At 39.1% G+C, this 24,122-nt stretch carries 19 protein-coding genes; 5 read left to right on the top strand and 14 right to left on the bottom strand.

The window, feature by feature from the left end; all coding sequences use genetic code 11:
• Positions 1 to 217 precede the first annotated feature (217 nt).
• The 9 genes from DX933_RS00680 to DX933_RS00645 form a co-directional block, all read right to left on the bottom strand.
• A complete protein-coding gene (locus DX933_RS00680; RefSeq protein WP_190279363.1) occupies positions 218 to 781 on the bottom strand; it encodes a hypothetical protein in 564 nt (187 codons plus the stop codon).
• The gene (locus DX933_RS00675; RefSeq protein ID WP_123314554.1) at positions 781 to 1,416 is read right to left on the bottom strand and encodes an SCO family protein; all 636 of its coding nucleotides are present in this window, start codon (positions 1,414 to 1,416) and stop codon (positions 781 to 783) included. The genes DX933_RS00680 and DX933_RS00675 overlap by 1 nt, the downstream gene beginning before the upstream one ends.
• Before the next feature lie 85 nt (positions 1,417 to 1,501).
• The gene (locus DX933_RS00670) at positions 1,502 to 3,184 is read right to left on the bottom strand and encodes a cbb3-type cytochrome c oxidase subunit I (protein ID WP_123314553.1); all 1,683 of its coding nucleotides are present in this window, start codon (positions 3,182 to 3,184) and stop codon (positions 1,502 to 1,504) included.
• Between the two features lie 17 nt (positions 3,185 to 3,201).
• On the bottom strand, positions 3,202 to 3,669 hold the full coding sequence (locus DX933_RS00665) for a cytochrome c oxidase subunit II (RefSeq protein WP_123314552.1): 468 nt from the start codon (positions 3,667 to 3,669) through the stop codon (positions 3,202 to 3,204).
• A gap of 13 nt (positions 3,670 to 3,682) precedes the next feature.
• Positions 3,683 to 3,829 carry a hypothetical protein gene (locus DX933_RS18305; RefSeq protein WP_190279362.1) on the bottom strand — a complete coding sequence of 49 codons (147 nt, stop codon included), beginning with the start codon at positions 3,827 to 3,829 and terminating at the stop codon, positions 3,683 to 3,685.
• A 377-nt stretch (positions 3,830 to 4,206) separates the two neighbouring features.
• Entirely contained in the window at positions 4,207 to 7,920 is a 3,714-nt protein-coding gene (addA, locus tag DX933_RS00660) for a helicase-exonuclease AddAB subunit AddA (protein ID WP_123314551.1), read from the bottom strand.
• A gap of 171 nt (positions 7,921 to 8,091) precedes the next feature.
• Positions 8,092 to 11,574, bottom strand: coding sequence for a helicase-exonuclease AddAB subunit AddB (gene addB / locus DX933_RS00655; RefSeq protein WP_123314550.1), 3,483 nt, complete (start codon positions 11,572 to 11,574; stop codon positions 8,092 to 8,094).
• 282 nt (positions 11,575 to 11,856) lie between these two features.
• Positions 11,857 to 12,408 carry a signal peptidase I gene (lepB, locus tag DX933_RS00650; protein WP_397315581.1) on the bottom strand — a complete coding sequence of 184 codons (552 nt, stop codon included), beginning with the start codon at positions 12,406 to 12,408 and terminating at the stop codon, positions 11,857 to 11,859.
• Positions 12,409 to 12,457: 49 nt separating this feature from the next.
• Entirely contained in the window at positions 12,458 to 13,108 is a 651-nt protein-coding gene (locus DX933_RS00645) for a TVP38/TMEM64 family protein (protein ID WP_123314548.1), read from the bottom strand.
• A gap of 273 nt (positions 13,109 to 13,381) precedes the next feature.
• Here DX933_RS00645 and DX933_RS00640 point away from each other — a divergent pair, with 273 nt between their 5' ends.
• The 3 genes from DX933_RS00640 to DX933_RS00630 all read left to right on the top strand — a co-directional run bounded on the left by DX933_RS00640 (position 13,382) and on the right by DX933_RS00630 (position 16,871).
• Positions 13,382 to 14,740, top strand: coding sequence for an APC family permease (locus DX933_RS00640; protein ID WP_123314547.1), 1,359 nt, complete (start codon positions 13,382 to 13,384; stop codon positions 14,738 to 14,740).
• Between the two features lie 62 nt (positions 14,741 to 14,802).
• Positions 14,803 to 15,759: an acetamidase/formamidase family protein gene (locus tag DX933_RS00635; protein ID WP_123314546.1), complete on the top strand. Its 957-nt coding sequence runs from the start codon at positions 14,803 to 14,805 to the stop codon at positions 15,757 to 15,759.
• Positions 15,760 to 16,496: 737 nt separating this feature from the next.
• Entirely contained in the window at positions 16,497 to 16,871 is a 375-nt protein-coding gene (locus DX933_RS00630) for a hypothetical protein (RefSeq protein WP_123314545.1), read from the top strand.
• Here the strand turns inward: DX933_RS00630 and DX933_RS00625 are convergent.
• The 3 genes from DX933_RS00625 to DX933_RS00615 all read right to left on the bottom strand — a co-directional run bounded on the left by DX933_RS00625 (position 16,868) and on the right by DX933_RS00615 (position 19,457).
• Positions 16,868 to 17,356, bottom strand: coding sequence for a competence protein ComK (locus DX933_RS00625; protein WP_123314544.1), 489 nt, complete (start codon positions 17,354 to 17,356; stop codon positions 16,868 to 16,870). The genes DX933_RS00630 and DX933_RS00625 overlap by 4 nt on opposite strands.
• A gap of 232 nt (positions 17,357 to 17,588) precedes the next feature.
• Positions 17,589 to 18,584, bottom strand: a complete 996-nt coding sequence (locus DX933_RS00620) for a lipoate--protein ligase (RefSeq protein ID WP_123314543.1) — start codon at positions 18,582 to 18,584, stop codon at positions 17,589 to 17,591.
• 144 nt (positions 18,585 to 18,728) lie between these two features.
• The gene (locus tag DX933_RS00615) at positions 18,729 to 19,457 is read right to left on the bottom strand and encodes an MBL fold metallo-hydrolase (RefSeq protein ID WP_123314542.1); all 729 of its coding nucleotides are present in this window, start codon (positions 19,455 to 19,457) and stop codon (positions 18,729 to 18,731) included.
• Between the two features lie 99 nt (positions 19,458 to 19,556).
• Between DX933_RS00615 and yhfH the strand changes: the two genes are divergently transcribed.
• Together yhfH and pepF are read left to right on the top strand one after the other, a co-directional pair.
• Positions 19,557 to 19,685, top strand: a complete 129-nt coding sequence (gene yhfH / locus DX933_RS00610) for a protein YhfH (protein ID WP_123314541.1) — start codon at positions 19,557 to 19,559, stop codon at positions 19,683 to 19,685.
• Between the two features lie 231 nt (positions 19,686 to 19,916).
• Positions 19,917 to 21,725: an oligoendopeptidase F gene (gene pepF, locus DX933_RS00605; RefSeq protein WP_190279361.1), complete on the top strand. Its 1,809-nt coding sequence runs from the start codon at positions 19,917 to 19,919 to the stop codon at positions 21,723 to 21,725.
• Positions 21,726 to 21,787: 62 nt separating this feature from the next.
• Here pepF and hemY read toward each other — a convergent pair whose 3' ends face one another.
• Positions 21,788 to 23,194, bottom strand: coding sequence for a protoporphyrinogen oxidase (hemY, locus tag DX933_RS00600; protein ID WP_123314540.1), 1,407 nt, complete (start codon positions 23,192 to 23,194; stop codon positions 21,788 to 21,790).
• Positions 23,184 to 24,122, bottom strand: coding sequence for a ferrochelatase (hemH, locus tag DX933_RS00595; protein ID WP_123314539.1), 939 nt, complete (start codon positions 24,120 to 24,122; stop codon positions 23,184 to 23,186). Before hemH ends, hemY begins: the two co-directional genes overlap by 11 nt.

Genomic DNA, 24,122 nt, shown 5'->3' with positions numbered 1-24,122 from the left:
AGACTCCTCTCGTTATTTAAAGTTGGTTTGACGGCCATCTTCTATTATAACGTTTGGAGTTTTTTTGGATACAACTCTAAAAGTTTCGTTTGCACACAGGCAGAGCCTGTGGTTTAAAAAGATTAATAAAAACAGTCATGTTTATCTTTTCGTGATAAACATGACTGTTTTTTCATGATGGGAGACTAGCTATGTTCCAGCCCATCTCCCCACTGATCTATTCACTTTCATATTCCGATTGGTCTGTAAACGTAATATAGATCAAATAAATAATGATACAGATTGCCATGGTAAGAAAGCCCCACCCCAGTGTTAACTGGTCCACAAGCAAGTAATTATTACAAAGCTGAACTGGTACGGCGATATAAAGCCAGCCCATGGCAACAAATAAGATTGCAAAAAACATAAAGATCGCATATTTAAAGGACTTTGATAACTTTTTCCAGCTGTCTCGAAGTGGAACTCCCGCTAGAAACGTTAAACTAATAAATTTAAACCATTCCATTGCTTGAAAAGTAAGTGCCTCATCCATCGTTCTGGGAATCATCCAATAACCAAACACAACTAGAAATAACAATATTCCTGGAACACCATCAGGGTTCCATTTCTGAAAAAAGCTTGGAAAGCGGTGTTGGAAATATTTTGCCATCAAAAATCCAGCTGCAATCAACATAGGCATTTGCATATGCATGTGAATAATCATGATCGATTCCATTAAGTTTGCGACGGGAGGAAGGACGAGAAAGATAAATAAGGCAAGCCCGTAAAGAAATTGCTTCATCAGCCTTTCCCTCCCTTGGTAAGATAATCTTCAATTTTCTTAGCTGAACCATCGATGTCTGTATAATCCATTACATCCAGCAATGTGCCCTGTTGATCAACCAGGTAAAATGCCGAATTATGAGCGAAATTACCATAGTTATCAGGGATAACGATTACCCCAAACTCATCCAACAGGTTATCTAATTCTTGCTGATCTGCAATCCTCGCCATTCGCCACGTTTCACCATCACTATTAAAATAATCCTTATATTTATGCAAGGTCGCTGGATCATCTCTTTCCGGGTCAAAGCTAATACTTAGAAAGACGATATCCTCGCCAATATAAGACGTAGGTATCTTGTTATACACCTGTGCCATATTCATTTCTAAATCCAGACATACAGTCGTACAATTTGTATAAATGAATGTAATTAAAACATATTTCCCCTCAAACTCCGAAAACGAATAAGTACGATTATTACTGTCTTCCAACGTTACATTGGGAAAATCCGGTTGCTCCTCTACCAACTGATTCACACGCGCTGTTTCAGCAGTAAAAGCGGTAAATCCATCTGTGCCGACATAATATAATAGAATTCCAAAAATAAAAATAAGACCAATGGCAATTTTTTTCCGCTTGCTTCCGTTGACCATGAGGGTTCACCTCCCAAATTGAGTTGGCGTAAAAAAATAGATGGAGATTGCCCAATTCAGATTGGACAACCTCCAGTGTTTCACATTACCAGGTCTTAAATGGTGGAGATCCTGGAGGTGCGTTCACAATTAAGTCTACTAATGGGATAACATAACCCATTGCAACTACTGCTAGCATCAAGATAATCCATAGACCCCAACGTTCTGTCCACATAGGGGTTGGTGCAGCGTTATCCTCTGGTTCTCCGATTGGAAATTCTGTTTCACCCTTAGGTGCTTTGAACATGAGATAAAATACGATATAAACCATCATGACTACAGCGATAATCAGTAAGGTTCCGCCGATGGCCAACAAGATGAGATATGGATCCCAGCCTAATGCTGTTGCATTATCTCCGTAAGTGGAATAAGAAGTTCTTCTTGGTGAACCAAACAATCCAACTGTATGCATGGCACCAGACATGAACAACATACCAACTGTCCAAATAATCGTCTGGATGATACCAAGTCGATTCATTCTTGGTGTAAATTCACGCTTTGCCATATGTGGTACAAGCCAATAAGCAATTCCGAAGAATGTCAGTGCGACTGATGTACCTACTGTTAAATGGAAGTGTCCTGTTACCCAAAGTGTGTTGTGTACAACTTGGTTTAATTGGTTGTTGGTCTGTGCAATACCACCAGCTCCAGCAGGGATAAATGCTACCATTGCGATGAATGGTGCAAGGAAACGAACATCCTTAAAAGGAAGCTTTTTAAACCAACCAAGTAAGCCTTTTCCGCCTTTCTTTCTTCCAGCACGTTCGAAGACAGCAAACATTGCAAAAGCAGTCATCAATGATGGGAATCCAATAGAAAGACTCATAAATACGTGCATAAATTTCAAGCCTTCTGAAAATCCTGGGTCAACAATTTGGTGGTGGAATCCACCAGGAATATTTAAGATAACAAGCAAGAACACAACAACTCTTGCCAATGTATCACTAAATAATCGTCCGCCAATTATTCTTGGAACTGCAACATACCAGGCGGATACAGCGGTTAAATACCAAATATTAACCAATGTGTGTCCAAAGCTCCAGAATAATGTTCTGCTTAACATGACATTGACTGTTTCGGTCCAGCCAAATGCCCATGGTATCAAAGTTAATACTTCATAGGTAACACCAAGGCTACCAAAGAATAATAACGTAAACACACCAACTGCAAAATAAGATAATAATGGAATATGTTGTCCTTTATTATTTTTTCTCCAGTTCATTACATTCGTAAATACACCTAATGCAGAAGTCCAAATACCTAAGACAATAAATACAAGTCCAATATAGAAATATGGAGATGCTGCCATTGGTGGGTAGAAGGTATATAGTACAGATGCTTCACCCATTACGATTGTTGTAACGACAAACACAACACCGATAACCATTAATCCAAAGGCTACCCAACCCATTTTACGTACTTTGGGAATTAACCCTCCCATTGTATGTGAGATTCCCGCGTAAAAATAACCGACAACAAAGGTTGCTGTAAATATGAGTACAAGTAATACGCCATGTGCTGTTAATACTTGATAATAGTTCAACCAAGATGGTAATTGCAGTAAACCTGCACGTTCTAGTCCTTGAAGCAGACCCAAAACTCCACCAATCAACAATGCTATAAATGCTACTGATAGATAAGTTAGTGTTAGTTTGGCATCTTTTTCATTAACTCCTAACGCACGATTTGCTTTTTCAGTAAATGAATGTTTTATTGCTGTTGCTTCCATGTTAGCTCCTCCCTCCTTTATTTAACCGTAATTGTAGTACTCATAAGCTGGTGACCTGATCCGCAGTATTCATTACATAGCACGAGATATTCCCCAGGCTTATCGAATTTTTGTGTGATTTTTTGAATATGTCCTGGCATAACCATTGCATTCAGGTTCGTACCAGCTACTTGAAATCCGTGTACAACGTCTTTTGAAGTCATTGTAAAATGAACAGTTGATCCTGCTGGAATTTCAATATCACCGGGATTAAAGCTGAATATTTGCAGTGTCATGACCACTTCATATTCGTTTTCACCAATTTGGTAAACACCTGGTTCATCGAAAGGTGCAGTTTCATCAACTTTTTGTGGGTCAATTGTTTCTTTATTACTTGGTGGTCCCATACCAAGTGCAAATGTTTGATAACCTGTTACAACCATGGAAAGGATAATTACTCCGGCAGCAAGCACCAGCCAAATTTCCTCAAAGCGATGCATTTTCATAGCTTTAGCCTCCTTATAGTCTTGTCATATATAATGCGAATAGCAGTACAATAAATAAAATAATACCTCCACCTACAAATACCAATGTAGAGAATAATGTCCCCTTGAGGGAATTAACCTCCACTTCATGTTCAGGAGTTTTCACCTTCGTTGTTTCCATTTCTATTTACCTCCCTTTCATTTGTAACTCTATCCTAATTGGGAATCATTCTCACCGAAGTGAATTAAATCACATGCAGGTGTGATTTAAATTACATTGGAGAGTCCTAAACATCTTAAATACATCATTTTTCTCATGAAATCTATATATAAATAAAATGGTATAAACTAAAAACCCTTTCATATCAAGCTTTTATCTATTTTCTATCCGTCCAAAATATGATTTTATGCTTGTTTAATTTGTGTCCAATTTGTTAAATGAATCCGCTTTCAACTTGTGACAAATCTTTGAACAACTGTTCATATCCTCTTTATGTATGTTTAAAAATAGAAAAAGCATGTGCAGCATCGCACATGCTTCTCTCGTCCTTGTATTTTTTATACTTCTTCATCTAATGGTACTTTTAAGAGCAGTTGTTTAGAAAAATAATATACATAGGCAGCTTTGACTGGTTCTTGCCAAATGGTTTCCAGTGCTCTTCGGTATAAGCCAAGTTGGATTTTATATTTATTGGCTAATTGTTCCTTCAATGCTTCCGTCAATTCTCCATGTATCGCGTCGGTTTTATAATCCAGTATGAACCAACCACCATCAGTAGGAATAACGCAGTCGAGTACCCCTTGAATGAGGACATGCTCTTCAATTTCACTTGTCCAGTTCGCATAAACATCGCGTGCTGGTAAAGAAAGACTAAACGGAATTTCACGATAGAAATGCTTCAATTGCTGCATATATTTTGCCATATCTGTCGCAAAAAACCGTTGAATTGCAGCAACATCAATTTGATCTGCTTCCTGTTGCAGTAAAATTTCCCGCTCAACTAATGTAGCAACAAAACCCCGAATGTTTTCATGGCTCATGTTCATTTGAAAAGGGATATGCTGCATAACTGCGTGCATCGCAGTCCCCACTTCTGCAGCGGAAATCCTTTTTTCCTTTTGCATAAATGTCGGCTGACTATGAATGGGTGCTTTAAATGGTTCAACCAGCTGTTTAGCACTATACTCATCTTTGAATGCTCGTTGTCGCTTGATTTCAGTTACAGACTGCTTCGCACGTGAAACGGTTGATTCCTGGTACGGGTATTGGTAAGATAGCTTACTTTCTACTTGCTCTGTCATATCTGGATTATTCGTCGGAATCGGCTTCCATTGTACGATACTTTCCTTCATATCTGTATCAGGCGCTTCATCTACTGTTTCCAAATGGATTAATTCATTTCCAGGAATAATCGTAACCTGCCACTGGGAAATATCAGAGCGGATATCAGCAGGAACACTTTGATCGATCGCTTCTTCTTGCAATGCAGTTGCATCATCATGCCGTATAAGTGCTGGACCTATCCAATCCAGAAAAGTTTTACATTCCAATCGATAATGGACCGGTAAAGTCCATTCAGGATGCTTCGCCATTCTTTGCCATTTATTTTTTCGTTCTGCAAATGATTTTACATTTCCAACCATCACGAGCTTTTCCTTTGCTCTCGTTAAAGCTACATAAAGAATGCGCATTTCCTCCGCCAAGGATTCACGAAGTTTTTCCCGCTTCATCGCATGATAAAATAGTGTCGGATAAGCGATTCTTTTCACTGGATCTATAAATTTACTAGCAAAACCAAGATTTTTATGCAGTAAATACTTTCCACTAAGATCCCGTAAATGAAACTCCTTGCCAAGCGCACCTACAATCACAATTGGAAATTCTAATCCCTTGCTGCTATGGATGGTCATCATTCTAACGACATCTTCTTGCTCGCTTAGTGAACGTGCAGCACCAAGATCATCCCCTCGCTCTTCCATACGTTCTATAAAGCGTAAGAAGCGGAACAACCCGCGAAAGGATGTTGTTTCATAGCTACGCGCCCGGTCATAAAGCGCACGCAGATTAGCCTGCCGTTGACGACCACCAGGCATGCCGCCAACAAAATCGTAATAGCCTGTTTCCCGGTAAATATTCCAAATTAATTCAGACAAAGCGCCTTCCCTGGCAGCAGAACGAAATTGTTCCAACTGTAGTAAAAATGTCTGAACCCTTTGTGCAGCTGTATCCGTCTGTTCTTCACTGAATCGTCGTAAAGCATCATAAAAGGTTCCTCTCTGATCTGCTAGACGTATCCTTGCTAACACTTCCTCATTCAATCCTACAATCGGTGATTTTAGCACGGATGCTAACGGAATATCCTGACGTGGGTTATCAATTGTTTTCAAAAAGCTGATTAAAACCTTAATTTCAATTGCCTCAAAATATCCGGTTGATAATTCTGCATAAACCGGGATACCCTGTTTCTTTAATTCTTCCACGATTAATGGCGCCCATGTCATCGAACGCATGAGTAGTACAATATCACGATATTGAATATCACGTTGCTTTCCTGTTGATTTATCGACCACTTGTAACGGTGGCGTTTCTTTCAACCCAATCCACGTTTTTATTTTTTCTGCATATAAACGTGCCTCCAGCTCTGCTTTTTCCAGGTCAGCTTCATCTTCTTCTGTCCCACTGTCTTGTGACGCCTCTTGATCAATAATTAATAACTCAGGAGCTGGCTCTGCATATTCCAATGCATCGTACATCCGGTTTCCATATATTAATTCTGCATCACTATCATAATTAATTTCCCCAAGTGCTTCATCAAGAATTTGTCGAAAAATATAATTCGTCCCTGTCAACACTTGCTCCCTGCTTCGAAAGTTTCTAGCCAAGTCAATTCGGTGACCAGGATCAGCTGAAGATGAAAAACGTTTATACTTTTCTATAAACAAGGTTGGCTCTGCATGACGAAATCGATAAATACTTTGCTTCACATCTCCAACCATAAACATATTACCTGGACCACTGTCATTGCGTAATAAGGTCAAAATGGTTTCCTGTACCAAGTTGGTGTCCTGATACTCATCAACGAGCAGCTCACTGAATTGCTGTTTTAAATTTTTTGCAACAGCAGATGGAGTTATGGCGTCTTCCTCCATTAATATTTCCAGACAATAATGTTCAAGGTCAGAGAAATCAACAATTGCTCGCTCTTTTTTTTCCATTGTAAAACGACTCTTGAATTCTTTTACCAAATGAGTTAGCTGTGAAATGATTGGTGCCAATTCACGCATATCATCAATATGTCCTTGTAAATTTCTGCTGAACCAATCTTTTTTCATATCATTCCATCTTTTTTTATACCGGTCACGTAATTGCTTTACTTGCTCTTTCTTGTCTTCATCACAGTCCTGTTTTTTACGTGATAAAGCTTTAAATTTTGAGGACTGCATATATGTTTGCATGTCATCCCATACGTGAACATGTTCATTCGCTTCTGCTAACATAGCCAAATCAGCATCAATCGTTTCCACATATGCAGATGGCCCATCCACATCTGTAGCAAGCTTTTTTGCGGCATGCATTTCATCTGTTATTCCGACAAGCATATTCTTAACTTCACGTTTGATAATCGACAGCCAAGCCAAATCATCTTCTTGCCAGTTTTCCGGAATTTGATAGGTCTTCGTTAATTCATCCAACCAGCTTTCCGGTTGCGGATTTTGAATCGAAAAGGTATATAAATCAAGAATGAGTTTCTCCACATCTACATCGTTTCGATCACTAGAAAATCGATCCACAACCGCAAAAAACTGTTCCTGCTCTAATCCTGTTTTGGCATAGTTGGCTTCAAATAAATCATCTAATACATCCTGCATGAGTAAATCTGCTTCCATATCGTTAGCAATTCGAAAACTCGGATCAATATCCAGTAAATAAGCATGTTGTCTCACGATGTCTAGACAGAAGGAGTGCAAAGTTGTAATGGATGCCTTCTGTAGTAGTGAAAGCTGTTTCTTTAAATGAATCGATGATGGATCATTTGCTAATGCTTTCTCTAAGGCTTCCGCAACCCGATTCCGCATTTCCTGTGCAGCAGCATTCGTAAATGTCACGACAAGTAATGTATCAATATCGGTCGGGTTATCTTTATCCAATAGCTTTTGGATAATTCTTTCTACCAATACAGCTGTTTTACCAGAACCGGCCGCAGCAGCCACGAGCACATCTTGTCCAGACGTATATATAGCTGTTTCTTGTTCTTTTGTCCAATTCACCATGCCATATCCCCCCTAGCATCATATTTAAGAAGAATGCGCAGATAAGCTTTAAAGCCTTTCCGTGATGATGCATTTATTATTTATAAAAACACTGCATTCAGTATTCCCTTTATTAAACCAATTGCTCTGTAATTCATTACTTATTTCTTTTTTGCCACATTGCTTCAGATGTTATGAATCTATTCCAAGCTTTCTCATCATTTCTTCATCATCCATCTCCTGAAGTCTATGATAATTATTCGTATCCAAAGTAGGATCAAATTGACAAACAGAACGAAATGGACAATAGGTGCACGCATTATTTCCTTTATATTGAAAAGGATTGAGATGTACACCTCCAGAGGTGATATCCAGTCCTGCTTGCATCATCAAAGTGTGCATATGACTCCGAAGTCCAGCAAATGTTCCTTCTGCAGCAATTTTGGAATTGTAGAAGCCACCATCTCTTTTAATCGCTGCTGGAACAACCTGGCTATAGCCTGATTCTAAGTCCGTATCCATCATTCGGACAATTTCTTCCTCCGCTAGCAGAAGTCCTTGCATTTTATAGCTTTTAAAAATTTCTTTTTCTAAAGCTGTTTCAGACAGCTGCTCATTTTTATTAATGAGTGGATTGTGCACATGAAAATAAAGTACGCCTGCAGGTGATGCTTGGATACCTAGCCATTTCTCTGATTGAGAAAGTACCACATCCAGATAAGTGAGCATTTGTAGGGCTAACCCATAATACACCTCAACCAATTCCAAATCCTTGGCACTCGATTTATAATCGATGATTCGTAAGTAAAGACGTCCGCCAAACTCCGCACGATCCACACGATCAATTTGTCCACGTAACATTAGCTCATAGCCATTATCAAGTGGTAATATGACGGGGTCTAACGTTCCCTTTGTACCAAAACCAAGCTCCAGCCCTATCGGTGAAAAGTTACTCTTCCGCGCCTGTTCCCCAAGTACAAATGTTGCACGAGCAATAACCTGTTCCAGTTTTTGTTGAATATACCGATAACGACTGGAACTATGCAAAACTTGATGCTGTAATACTGGTGCAAGCTTTCCGATTGCTCTTGCAGCATATTGTTCTGCTTCTTGTTCAGATACCTGTTTGAAATCGTGGTTTTCCTGCTGAATCCATTCTGTAATCATTTTTAACGCCTCATGGAATAATTGCCCAATGTCTGGAGCATCCAACTTGTAAGACGGCCGTTCTTCCAACCGGAGACTGTATCTGGCGAAATGCTGATAGGAACAGCGATAATACGATTCCAAACGTGATACACTTGATTTTACTTTTTTCGGAAATAACTCCTGTACCGTACCTTCCTGTAAGTCTACTGGTTTATTTTCATAATATAGACTTTGCAATATATGATAGCTTGTACTATATTTCGCATGATGTTCAACATACCAATTGAATACATGCCACCATATATCCTTGACTGGGTAACCCGTTTTTCCCCTTGTCAACTGGGCTGTTAATGCCCCTCTTGTTTTAGTTGGTGTCGTAATAAAGCGTTCGGCATCTGCAGATTCTTCTGGTTCCTGTAGTAACAGATGGTTACAGCAGGCTGCAAATAAATCTTCCATACGTTTAATGAGCTGGGATGGCATGAGCGATTTTCCTTCTTCGTTACTAAATGGGTAACTAATCCACAGCCTATCCTTTGCCGATGTAAATACAGTGTACATATAGAACCAATCATCCAATAGTTGGCGTTTACTCGTATCAGCCAATCGTAATCCGTTGGTTTCCAGCATTTCACGTTCGCGTTCGTTGATTACACTGTCCGCAGATGGCTTTAGTGGCCATACCCCTTCATTGACACCTAGTAAAAAGGAACATTTAATGCCACTGATACGAGAATGATCAACTGTACCTACAATGACATGGTCTATCGTTGGTGGTACATGGGAAAACTCCAAGGATTCAAACCCTGCATTCAAAATCGTTCGGAATGTAGGAATATCTAATGCTTCATTCCCTACCATCTCCACCATTTCATCGATTAACTGTAAAACAGCAGTCCATACTTGTTCTTGTTCACGACCTTTTTCAATTTCACCACGCTCGTCATGTGACTCACGCATTTGTTCCAGCTTTTCCGGAACACCAATATCTACCAAAAATAAATAAATAAGCTCACAGCGTTCACGAATTGTCTCTACCTCTCTAAATTGGATATCAAATGGTTGTAATGCTTGTACGACCTGCTTACGATAACGATTAATTTGTTGCTGCTTTTCTTTTTCGATATCGGTTTGGGCAGCATCCTGAAAGCCACGAAATCTTTGATAAATCCAATCCTCTTTCGAAAACCATTTTTCGCGTGAACGAATCCCGTATTCAAGCACATAGTTTTCCAGCTCATCAATCGCATCCATTGTAAGTGGCGCTTCTTCATCTGTGATTGGAATCAAACCCGTTTTCAGCACACGAAAAACAGCATCATATCGCCAATTTCCTTCTATAACATCAAGCATAGAACGAATAAATTCAATGAGTGGATGATGGAGCATTGTTTGCTTTTCATCTACAAATACTGGAATGCCATAATCATGAAAGATCGTAGCAATCAAATCTTGATATACTTCTGTTTGTCTAATGAAGATTGCCATATCACGATATCGATATCCTTCCTCACGAATAAGGCGCAACATTTCTTGTGCAACGCCCTCCACTTCTGCTCGTGGATGAACCGCTTCGGCAAGCTGTATTGGGACTGGCCCATCAAAAACAGGTGCTGGGCGTACATCAAAATACTTTTCCAAATGGGCAAAATAGGCTCGATCTCGAAAACGCCCATTGGCAGGCTCCAACTCTATTGTTTCTATAATAGGCACTGCCTGCGCTTTCGCCATTTGCAATATCGTTTGATAGGTTTCACCTGTTTGGTAGAATAAATCTAATTCCGAAGTTGCGTTTGCTGGTTTATTTTCAGTTGTTAAGACAACTGTTACCTCTCTACAGTGTAATAATAAAGCTTCAACCACCTGTAGTTCCTGTGGTGTAAATTGATGGAAGCCATCAAAATATATTTCAGCATTCGCTAAAAAGTCTGTTTCTCCAATTTTATCTGCGAGCAATTGTAACTGATCTTCCCCATCCATATAGTTACCTTCCAATGCTGTAACCAAGTGCTGATAAATATAATGTAGATCATCCAGCTTATTAGCCAATGCCTGCTCACCGGGTTCTTTATGTACATATGATTTCAGATCTAATAGCTGTCCATATAAAACTTCGGGAGTGACCTGGTAACGCTTGAACTCCGTAATCATTCTTTCGAGCTGCTGCAGAAATCCATGCTTCTCAACTGCCTTATGAAATACCTTCCAGTCCGTTTGTTTTTCCTCAATGATTTTACGCAGCATCATTTGAATACCAATCGAACTAATAAATTGTTTGGTTCCACCACCAGTTTCTTGTAACACACGCCAGGCCAATCGTGAAAAACTTACCACTTGTGTACGTATGCTACCCGGGAAATCTGAATCAGAAAATAATTTATATTCTTGTTCAAAAGTCATCTGATCCGGCACAATATAAAAAATTGGTGCCCCCTGCGGATCCTTTAAAGATTTCTCTTTTATTTCATCCATGGCTCGCCCGCTTTTACCGGTACCTGCACGTCCTAAAATAAATCGAAGACCCATTTACATCCCCCGCTCATTTTTAATTATTTCACCAAAACCACTACATATATGAGGTATGAACATGACAGCTTGAAACGATGCTGAAGCTCATTTCACTGAAGTTGTCAGGAATACACCATACCCATACCTGCCTTACCAAAAACTGTAGGTAGCTTGACGTTCAAGCTGAACCACTCCACTACAGCTAATTCATCTATAAGAATCAAATCTGATGTTTTCTTTGCTATTAAAAAAATCTCTATCCTTGATAAAATTTTATCAAAGATAGAGACGAACTTATAGTTATTTGCCAAACGTTGCTTGTGATTTCTGATTTGGCCAATAGGCAAGGTCAACCTTCCCGACAATTGCATCCGTGTTAATAAAACCAAAGGAGCGGCTATCTAAGCTATCTATGCGATTATCTCCCATAACAAAGTAATTGCCTGCTGGCACCCTTTTATTTCCAGTTAACTCCTGTAAAGTAAAATCTTCTGTGTATCTTCCCTGATGATTTTTTTCTTTATATGAATCTAAAAAATCTTCTTCTATATATTGACCATTAATATATAAACGGTCATTATGGTATTCTATTTCGTCACCTGGGAGTCCGATCACACGCTTGACATAATCCTCCTGCTCGTTCGCATGAAAAACAATGATATCAAAACGATGAACATCTGTTAATTCATATACGACTTTATTGACCATCATTAAATTACCATCTTCCAACGTTGGTTCCATTGATTTACCATCCACCACATAATTGGAAAACAACAATGATTTGATAGCAAATCCAACGAGCACAACGAGTACAATCACAGCAATAGCTTTAAATATTCTTACCTGTTTCATCATTATTTCCTCCAAGCTGTATAATTTTCTATACCCCGGAGGAAAAAATTTAATCTTGGTTTGCTTGTTCATCCTTGATTTCAGAAACTTTTTGTAGTCTTTTCTCTACATATTTTCCTATCATCCAAAATATAACTATACAAATACCAACTACTATCGTCTTTACAGGATTTTTGGCAAACTCGAAAATACTGGAGCCCACATAAGCAATAGAAAAAATCATAACAGATTTCCCTAGAAGAACAGCTAGGAAGAATTGTTGTTTACTAATATGGGATAACCCTGCAACGACATTGATAACGGAGGATGGTGAAAACGGGAAACAAAGTAATAAAAACAAGGGACCAAATCCATGCTTTTCTAACCATCCAGTCACTTTATGTACCTGTTTATTATTGCGGATTTTGATGAAGATACGGCGATCCCCCAGCTTACGAATAATTAAAAATACGATGATGGACCCCAGAGAGGAACCAATCCATGAAAATAGAAATCCCTTCGCCAATCCGTATGCAGCAGCATTTGCAAATACAAACACAAATAAAGGCAAAAACGGTAAAAACGCCTCAATAAAAGGCAGTAAAATACCCGGTAGCGGTCCAAGCTTTTCATAGTCACTTAATAACTGCATAATATATTCTTCAAGCTGATCATTTTCCAGCATTATTTTCCAATCTGTAATGATGTTATTTATGAACATGGCTTCAATACCCCTCATTAGTTTCACACATTTATATCTATTGATCATGATATCCAGTAATTAGCATATCTTTTATTTTAATAGATACATTACATTTTTCCTAGTACTCAATTAAAATATTCCTTTTTTCCTGCAATTTATAGACAACCTTGCTAGCAAAATATACAGAAGAAATGGCTTTAAACTAAAATAATCATTTCCCACATGGATAGATGGATACCATTGCATTGCAGGCGTTTGTATCCTTCAAAAAATTGTAAAGGAGCATTTAGAATGTCTAAAGATCAACAAAATGGATCATTATCGCAATTTGGCTACAAGCAAGAGCTTCAGCGTTCCTTGTCATTCAAAGATTTACTTATTTATGGACTTATTTTTATGGTTCCCATAGCTCCATTTGGAATCTATGGGGAGGTCATGCTCGAATCGCAAGGCATGGTTGCACTTGCCTATTTAATCGGTATGGTCGGGATGATCTTTACTGCATTAAGCTATGCACGAATGTCCGAAGCATTTCCAATGGCGGGTTCTGTCTATTCCTATGCTGGCAGAGGAATCAATCCATATGTTGGATTTATAGCAGGTTGGGCTATATTGATGGATTATATTCTTGTACCAGCATTACTTTATGTCGTGAGTGCAACAGCGCTTACAGGGATGTGGCCAGCAGTTCCAGGTTGGTTTTGGCTTATTTTATTCATAGCCATTAATACAGTTATTAACTATTTTGGAATTAAGTTTACCGCAAGAACCAATATCATCTTTTTAATCTTTGAGCTTGCTGTGCTCATCATATTCCTTGTTGTCGGTGTAACTGCCATTGTGAATGGTGTCAATGGAGCCACCTTTTCTTTTGATCCACTTTACAATCCTGACACCTTTAGCATGAAGGTTGTCATGGGAGCTGTTTCTATTGCAGTACTCAGCTTTCTTGGTTTTGATGCGATATCCACATTGTCTGAGGAATCCTCCGGCGGTCCCAAAGCGATTGGGAGAGCAACCATTTGGTCATTACTCATTGTTGGCGTACTCTTCATGGTCCAAACGTGGGTTGCAGCATTAATTTATCCTGATTTCAACAGCTTTGATGATATTGGCACGGCCTTCTATGAAACAGCTACAATTGCTGGTGGAAAGTGGCTTGGAGTTCTCACGGCAATTGCAACTGCACTTGCATGGGGTATTGCCGATGCGCTCGTGGCTCAGGTAGCGATTTCAAGGGTATTATTTAGTATGGGGCGTGATCGAAAGCTACCAAGGTTTCTAGCCAAGGTTCATTCTAAATATAAAACACCTTATGCAAGCATTCTTGTCGTTGCAGTCATATCCCTACTAGTTGGGCTCATATTTATGGGGAATATTGGGATATTAACATCTTTCATAAACTTTGGCGCTTTAACTGCATTTCTATTCCTCCATGTGTCTGTCTTTACGTATTATATCGTTAAGCAAAAAAGCAAAAATTATTTTAGCCATCTTGTTTTGCCACTAATCGGATTTATTATCATTGCCTACGTATGGATAAATCTGGCTACTGAGGCGAAGACACTTGGACTCATTTGGTTATCCATTGGAATAATCATTGCCATCTACTTTAAGATAGCTAAAAAGGATGCTACGATGGATATATAATTATGATTTACAAGTTTCTTAGATTCCAGAGAAAATGACGAACAGGAAGGAGTCATCAACAAATGACAATCCATCATCATCACCACCCTTATATGACGATTCATGATTTTAATGCACACAGCCACATTGGCTGGGACAATTCACTGAAGCCTATTGCAGAGGTAGATTCAGGCCAGACGATCACATATGAAATTACAGAATCCTCTGGCGGCCAATTTCATAAGCATGCTACAGTACAGGATGTGCAAAACTTGGATTTTGGAAAAGTAAATCCCACAGCAGGTCCGATATATGTAAAAGGGGCTCAGCCTGGTGACACACTCGAAATTGAAATGCTTGATTTTTCGCAGCTTGATTGGGGCTGGACCGCTATTATTCCTGGGTTTGGCTTGTTGGCAGATGAATTTAAAGAACCGGCAATTAAAACCTTTGATTTGACGAAAAAAAATACAATGGAATTTCTAGATGGTATCCAGCTTTTCATCAAGCCATTCCCCGGAACAGTCGGTGTAGCCCTGCCGGAACCAGGTCATTTTAGTGTTGTACCACCTCGTAAAAATGGTGGTAATATGGATATTCGCCATTTAACCCGTGGTACAAAGCTTTATTTACCAGTTTGGGTTGAAGGTGCTTTATTCTCCATCGGGGATACGCATGCTGCACAAGGGGACGGGGAGGTTTGTGGTACAGCTGTTGAGGCTTCTATGGAAACAACCGTCCGTTTCAAACTGCATAAAGGGAAAACCATTGCAGAACCACGCTATGAAATACCTGGTCCGCCTACACCAGAAGCAGATAGCCGTGGTTATTATGTTACTACTGGTCATGGAGAGGATGTATATAAAGCTTCCCAAAATGCCATTCGCTATATGATTGAACATCTCATGGACACCTACAAGCTTTCCGCCGAAGAGGCCTATATGCTGTGCAGTGTCGCTGTAGACTTACGAATCAATGAAATTGTCGATATGCCAAATTGGCTTGTATCAGCATTTCTGCCCAACTCCATCTTCCGTTAAGTCACGCTATATAAAGTGAAACTTCAATCAGGGGGGTGCACTTCTCCCCCACTGATTGTTAGTTGAACCAATCAGGCCTTTACTGGCTGTTGATCCACCACTTACTATTCTTGTGAACAACAAAACGCTTGATGTGGGGGGCTTACAGCCAGTTAATCCGTGATAAAGTGAAACTTCAATCAGGGGGGCGCACTTCCCCCCCACTGATTGTTAGTTGAACCAATCAGGCCTTTACTGGCTGTTGATCCACCACTTACTATTCTTGTGAACAACAAAACGCTTGATGTGGGGGGCTTACACCACCTTGCATGGTTGATTATAATATCTAACAAAAGTGAACATTATCAATAAAGTATCGTTGATTGTAAACGTATTGTGGTTTCACCTAGATGCCGTGTCAGCTGTTACAATAAATATAATATTGAAATGGATAAGTTGAAATAAAACATTTATAAAAAAGACACCACCAAATTCCGTTTTGGAAATTTTGGTAGTGTCTTTTATTGTACAGCTGTGATGATATACCAGCATATCTGAAGTTTTTCAGTGGACCCTTTATGACGACCTTTTTTATCTTTTCTCACCCGCAACCTGTTTCTCACCATATTTATTCCATATCCTAGATACAATGATCGCCTCAATTTTTTCATTGCACGATTATATTATTTTGTATTTTTTATTTGAATAGGATATAATAAAATAAACAGGAACAAACGTTCGATTGGAGGAGATTTGATTTGCGACATATTGCAGAAGAGGACTACCAGCTGATGTCTCGTTTTCTTTTCCTTTCTATGGCCATTGTAGTAATGGAACAAGACATGCATCACTTCCAACAAGGAATCTTTAAAATTAAAGAACCCTACATAAAGCTTTTGGGACAGATGCTCGTGGAGGCCAAACAACAACGCAAACAACTGCGGCAAACGATGAACAATGGAAATATGCATGTATCCATCCTCAATCGAAATGATTCCTTCTCATCTTATCTGTTTCGCAGTAAAGGCTTGGAAGAAAAACGAAATTACTTTAATCCTGCAATTCGCAAAAAAGTAGAAGGTATCATGCAAGATCTGATGCTAGTGACGAAGAATCCATCCACGTCTTCTTAGGAGAAAATTTTATCAAACCGACTGCCGAGCAAATATCTATATTGTGCAGTGCGTCGAACTTGATTCTGCATAATACCTATGGAAACCTTTATTTCCACTTTTTGTCCATTTTTGAAAACAACCTCTACACCCTTTTTTCCTAGTGAGTTAATTTGCTCAACGTGAGAATGTGCAATCCAGGAGCAATTCGGATTCGTTGGAGAGGCAGTCGGAAAAAAATACATACCACTATGGTGTTCAATCGCCAATGGGGCCTTATGTGTAATACCACATACACTTTTCGTCCCATCTTGTAAACCACGCAAACTTTTCCCAAAAAATTTGCAAGCATAGTCAATGATTTTAAGTGGTTTGTCACGAACAATGTATTCTTGTTGTTGTTCTAAAATGCGCGATTGAATGTTGCCATAGCTGTCTCGATCCGACAAAACGGCCATCGTTTGAGGAGTAATTTCATAAGTAGAATGGTAAATTTCTTTTAACATTAAAATAAACATCCTTTCAATGCTAAATGAAAAAACCGAGGCTATATCTAATTTACCAAATATTTCTCCAAAAAGAAAGATAAATATACAAATTTTTTAAAAATATTTTCTTTTCCAAAATCAAACATTATTTTTAACCAAAAAAACAGAAATACATGCTATTTTTACTAGGTTAAACTCCATATATAAAGGCTATCCAGGTAAACATACTTGGATAGCCTCATTTCGCATCTTAATAGATTAAATTAATAAATTCTTCTTTGGTAACTTTGCCTAAATAATGTGGCACATCGATATCTGCTAATGCTTGCTCTATAGCCTGACGATTATATTGAACACCAGTTAGTTTATCTTCGAGCACATCAATCGATCCTAGACCAAAGAAATCACCAAAAATCTTACAACTTTCAATCATTCCCCGGTTCACATCTAAGCGAACATCAACTAGACCTGAAGGAAACTTATGAGATTGTTTCATGTTAAATTTAGGGGATTTACCATAATTCCAATCCCAATTTTGGTATCGTTTTTGGGAAATTTCATGTACATTTTTCCAGTCTTCTTCTGTTAATTCATAGCGTGGAACATCATTAACGTCTTCCACATTAAAGATATAACGCAGGATCATATCCTTAAATTCAGCCATTGGCAATTTTTCATTCATAAATTCAGAAATATTGGCCACTCTACTGCGAATGGATTTGATTCCTTTAGATTCGATTTTTTCTTTGCTTACGTTTAATGCAGAAACGACGTGTTCAATTTCAGAATCATACATCAGTGTTCCATGGCTAAACATTCTACCTTTCGTAGAAAATTGCGCGTTTCCGGAAATTTTTCTGCCTTCTACAAGTAAATCATTTCTTCCTACCAGCTCTGCAGGAACACCTAATTTATTTAAAGCTTCTACAACTGGCTGCGTGAACTTAGCAAAGTTATGAAAACTATCCCCATCATCCTTGGTAATAAAACTAAAGTTCAGGTTGCCTTCATCATGGTAAACTGCGCCCCCTCCTGAAAGACGGCGAACAACTTTAATACCGTTACTATCGACATATTCTGTATTGATTTCCTCAATTGTATTTTGATTTCTTCCGATAATGATGGAAGGGCTATTAATATAAAACAATAAATATGTATCCTTTTCACCAAAATTCTGCAGCACATATTCTTCCAGTGCCAGATTGATGGATGGATCAGTAATTCCTTTATTATCAATAAATTTCATTTTATCCTGCTCCTCCTTTACGATATCGCTCCACTTTATTTTAACAAATAATCGGCAAGAAGTCCTACAAACAAGATCGTAAATGAATCTAATTTATCATATGAATAATTTAACAAGTACAAATAACATGCATGGCCAGTCATACTAGGACCATTTTAGACCTTTTGTCGCCAAATACACATTGCCATGATAGACAGACTTCGCTTCTTCCACTAATTGTTCTAATTGCCCGTACTGAGGTAAATGACTAAGCAAAAGTCCCCCTACTTGTGCCTGTTCCGCAATATATGCTCCTTCTTTACTTGTCATATGTCCTGCAGCAGAACCATCCTGCTCCGCATAAAAGTTACAATCTACTATTAAAAGATCAGCATCCCTGCTAAAAGGAATCCATTGTTGTTGATAGCTCGTATCTGCGGTATACACAATTGATTGATTCCCAGCTGAAATTCTCATCCCATAGCATGGAACCGGATGCTTTGTTTTTAAAAAGGAGATGGAAAAAGGACCAAGCTCCAGACTTTGATCTGGATGGTACGCTATTCCCCTCGTAAATTCATGAGTCAATGCATCAAATCCGGCCTTATCCTCTGTATGACCGTATATAGGCAAAATTTCTTCCCTCTTTTCCACATAATGCGCAACCAGCTTGGCATATTGTAATACACCAATGTCAGCAACGTGATCATGATGATAATGGGACAGTATAACTGCATCCAAATCTCGTATGTTTTGAAATGCTTGTAAGTGAGACAATGCCCCACTCCCCAAATCGATTACAAGCTTAAATCCATCCTTTTCCAATAAATAACAAGACGTCGCCCCGTTTGGTGCAGGAAATCCTCCCCAACAGCCAACCACCGTTAATTTCATAAGGAAAACACCTCTTTTTCATTTTTGTTGTAACACAGGCTTGACAAAAAACATACTGTTATAATACAATGTAAATTATCAACGAAAAGGGGGATATACATGATCAATGTCATTGAATTTTTCCGGAATCTACCAAAGAAAAAATGCCATCAGTGTGGCCATGACATGCATGAAAAAGCAGATTGCTACGGCAACATCTGTGATGAATGCGATCATCCGGCAAGATGATCTACCGTATATCCCATTAAAATCGGGGTTAATACTTGGCTGTACTTTACCACAAAAATGCATTTCCGTAAGCAGCTGAATCATCGGCTGCTATTTTTTTGTTTTTTTTAAGCACTTAGACACTCCTTTTATCAATTTATAAGACTGAATTCAGAAAACTCATATCATTCCATTTGAAAATATATTATAATTATTTAGTGTAACGAAATAAATAAGAGGGGATTGATTTCAATGGCAAAAACATCACGTTTGGTACGCTCCGAGGTTCCAATCGAACAAACCTGGGATCTTCGTGATTTATTTGATTCTGCGGAAAGCTGGGAAAAAGAGCTGGAAGCAATCCAAGAAAGTGTTGGCGAAGTAACACAGTATAAAGGAAAGCTTGGGGAAAATGCTCAAACACTGTATCAATGCATGATTGCATTGGAAGCACTTCAAAAACGAATGATACATACAGCAACATATGCAAATTTAAAAATAAATGCAGATGGTGTAGACCCTGATAATCAACGAGACGCAGCTAAAATATCTGCTGTATTTGCCCAAATAAGTGCAAAGCTTTCCTTTTTTGAAACAGAGCTGCTGACCATTTCAAATGATAAAATCAAACAATATTTTCAGGAACTTTCAGATTTAGAAACCTATCGAAAAGTAATTGAAGATATCATGGAAAATAAGGCACACACTTTGGCTCCGGAAATGGAAGAAACACTAGCGGCATTAAAAGAAGTGCATGATGCACCTTATATGATCTATCAACGAAGTAAATCTGCGGATATGATTTTTGATCCGATTATAGACAAGGACGGAAATGAACTTCCAATGTCTTTCGCTCTCTATGAGGATCGTTACGAATTATCTGCAGATAATGAATTACGCAGAAAGGCTTATGCCTCCTTTGTGAAGACATTGAATCAATATAAAAATACGTATGCTGCAACCTATGCCACGGAAGTGACCAAACAAGTAACGATGGCCAAGTTGAGAAACTATGATTCCGTAACTGATATGTTATTAAAGCCGCAGCAAGTTACGAAGCAAATGTATGAGAATCAATTACAGGTAATTCAAAAAGAATTGGCTCCACATATGAGAAAATATGCCAGACTACTAAAACAACAGCTAGGTGTAGATGAATTACAATTTTGTGACTTACAGGCACCGACGGATCCTGAGTTTAATCCTACAACAACCTATGAAGAAGCAACAGCAACCATCTTGGAAGCTTTGCAGGTAATGGGACCAGAGTATAGTGAAATTATGGAAAAAGGAATCAAAGAACGCTGGGTAGACTATGCCGATAATGTTGGAAAAGCTACTGGAGCATTTTGTACAACACCATATGGGGTTCATCCATACATTTTAATTACTTGGACAGATACAATGCGTGGTGCCTTTGTTTTAGCACATGAACTAGGTCATGCGGGACATTTTTACTTAGCTGGACAAAATCAGGTGCTGACAAACACACGTACATCGACATATTTTGTAGAAGCACCATCAACCATGAATGAAATGCTGCTTGCAAATCATTTACTGGAAAAAACAGACGATCCGCGTATGAAACGGTGGGTAATTAGCCAATTGCTCGGTACGTATTACCATAATTTTGTCACACATTTACTAGAGGGAGAGTACCAGCGCCGTGTTTATGAGTTAGCCGAGGCAGGTACACCACTAACAGCGTCTGTACTTTGTGAGCAAAAGAGGGAAACACTGGAGAACTTCTGGGGGGATACTGTTCATATTGATGAAGGGGCAAGCTTAACTTGGATGCGTCAGCCACATTATTACATGGGCTTATATCCATATACGTACTCTGCCGGTTTAACCGTGTCCACTGCTGTTTCCCAGCAAATCAAGATCGAGGGACAACCAGCTGTAGACCGCTGGCTCGATGTATTAAAGGCAGGCGGCTCATTAAAACCGCTTGAACTTATTAAGAAAGCCGGTATTGATATGACGAAGCCAGATGCCATTCAAAGTGCAGTTGCCCATGTAGGCTCTTTAATTGATGAACTGGAAAAAAGCTTTCAATAAAAAATGTCCCGTAGATAGCTTCATCTATCTACGGGACATTGTAATATTTGTATGTCTTTTATTTATTCTTCATTTAGAAAGGCAAGTACTTGCTCTACCGCCTGTTCACCCTGATCAATACAGTCAGGAACTCCAACACCTTCGTAAGAACTTCCTGCCAAAAAGACACCTGGCAAACCGGCAGGCATCTGCTCTCGAACCGATTGTAATCGCTCCACATGTCCTACCGTATATTGCGGCATTTTATTTCTCCAACGTGTGACAACAGCAAATTCAGGTGCTTGCTTTATTTTCATGATCTTCTGTAAATCCTTGCGAACGAGTGCAATTATTTCTTCGTCCGATAGATTTACTACCTCAGGATTATCTGGGCGTCCCACATAGCAACGCAGCATGGCTTTTCCAGTTGGTACTGCTTGTGGCCATTTTCGATGTGTCCATGTACAGGCAGTTATTTGTACCTTGCTATTTCTGGATACAACAAATCCAGTACCATCCGGTAATTTCTTGAGGGATTTTGAATCAAAACCCATCGCAACATTTGCTACAGAACCAACAGGGACTTGCTGTAATGTATCAAAGATAGGAAACTTGCTAAACACCTTTGATAGCACCGTATGTGGTGTAGCCATTACCACTGCATCGGCCTTTAGGACATCTCCACTATCTAATAGGACATGATAGCCATGATCTTTTTTTTCAATATGATCCACCGCATGATTACGCATTATTGTAGTCTGTCCAATTTCTTGTTCCAATGCTTCAACGAGGGTGGAAAAGCCATTTTTAAAAGCAAAAAATTGACCAGGTTTTTTCCCTGTACTTCGTTTACTTTTTGGCATGGTTTTCTGAAGTCCTATCATTAAGCTTCGATGCTTCTGCTCCAATTCAAGGAAATTAGGAAATGTTGCCTTCATACTCATTTCATCCAGATCACCAGAATATATACCAGATAATAATGGTTCAATTAAGTTTTCAACCAGTTCATCACCAAACCGGCGACGAAAAAAATGTCCCAAAGATTGATCCGCTTTCGCCTTTCCTCTTGGCAGCACATAGTCAAGCCCCGCTCTTAATTTGCCAACAGGAGAAAACATGCCCGTAAATAGAAACGGTCTCGCAGTCGTCGGTATTCCCATAAATGATCCGGATGGGATTTTATGAAGCTTATTCTTTACAAGTACATATGCCTGACCCGTGTCATTTCGGACTAGCTCATCCATCAACCCCAAAGCTTTTATCAACTTCACGGCTGGTTTTTTACGCGCTAAAAATGAATCAGCACCTCGTTCAATAATAAATCCATCACGCCTTAGCGTCCATACCTTTCCGCCAAGACGGTCTGTAGCCTCTACCAACTTCACTTCATATGGCAGATTTGCTTCTGCAATCCTTGTTTGCAAATAATATGCTGCCGTTAGCCCCGTAATTCCACCGCCAACAATGACAATGTTTTTCTTAGTTGCCATTGTGATTCACTTGTTTCATCACGACATTTGCTAACGCTTGAATAAAGGTTTTATCTGTGTTTGGCATTTCTGGGCGATAATAAGCTGCTCCCACCTCATCACACACTACTTTGCATTCATAATCATTGTCATATAGCACTTCCAAATGATCCGATACAAAACCAACTGGTGCGTAAACGAAGGTGCGGAAACCTTTTTGTTCGAATAAATCTCTTGTTAAGTCCTGTACATCCGGGCCGAGCCATGGATCCGGTGTATTCCCTTCACTTTGCCAACCAATTTCATAGCTCGCAATTCCTGCCTGTTCAGCAATTAGTCTTGCAGTTTCTTCCAGCTGCTCCGGATATGGATCACCATGTTGCAGGATTTTCTCTGGTAAACTATGTGCGGAAACAATGAGTACAGCTTTTTCTTTTTCAGCCACTGACATTTCTTCATATACTGCACTTATTTTTTCAACCCAATATTGAATAAATCCTGGTTCTTTATACCAGCTCTCAACAGATGTTATAGAAATACCATACTTCTCAGCTTCTGCATGTGCTCGTTCATTATAAGATTTCACACTAAAAGTGGAATAATGCGGTGCAAGTACAATGGAGACAGCTTGTTTAATTCCATCAGCAGCCATTTGCTCCACTGCATCTTCAATAAATGGTTCAATATGCTTTAGACCAATATACATATGGAATTCATATTGATCCTGAAGCTCATTTAGTTTGGTTTCCAGTGCTTTAGCCTGCTCTTCTGTGATGTGTGCCAACGGAGAAATTCCTCCAATGGCTTTATAACGATCAGCGAGATCCTGTAGAGCCTCTGGAGATGGTTTTCGTCCATGACGAATATGCGTGTAATACCTTTCAATATCCTCTTCTTTATAAGGGGTTCCATAAGCCATAACAAGTAAACCTATTTTTGTTTTTTCCAT

The sequence above is a fragment of the Ornithinibacillus gellani genome, from assembly GCF_003730295.1.
GTDB classification, from domain to species: domain Bacteria; phylum Bacillota; class Bacilli; order Bacillales; family Amphibacillaceae; genus Ornithinibacillus_A; species Ornithinibacillus_A gellani.
This window is presented reverse-complemented; position numbering and strand designations above follow the sequence as displayed.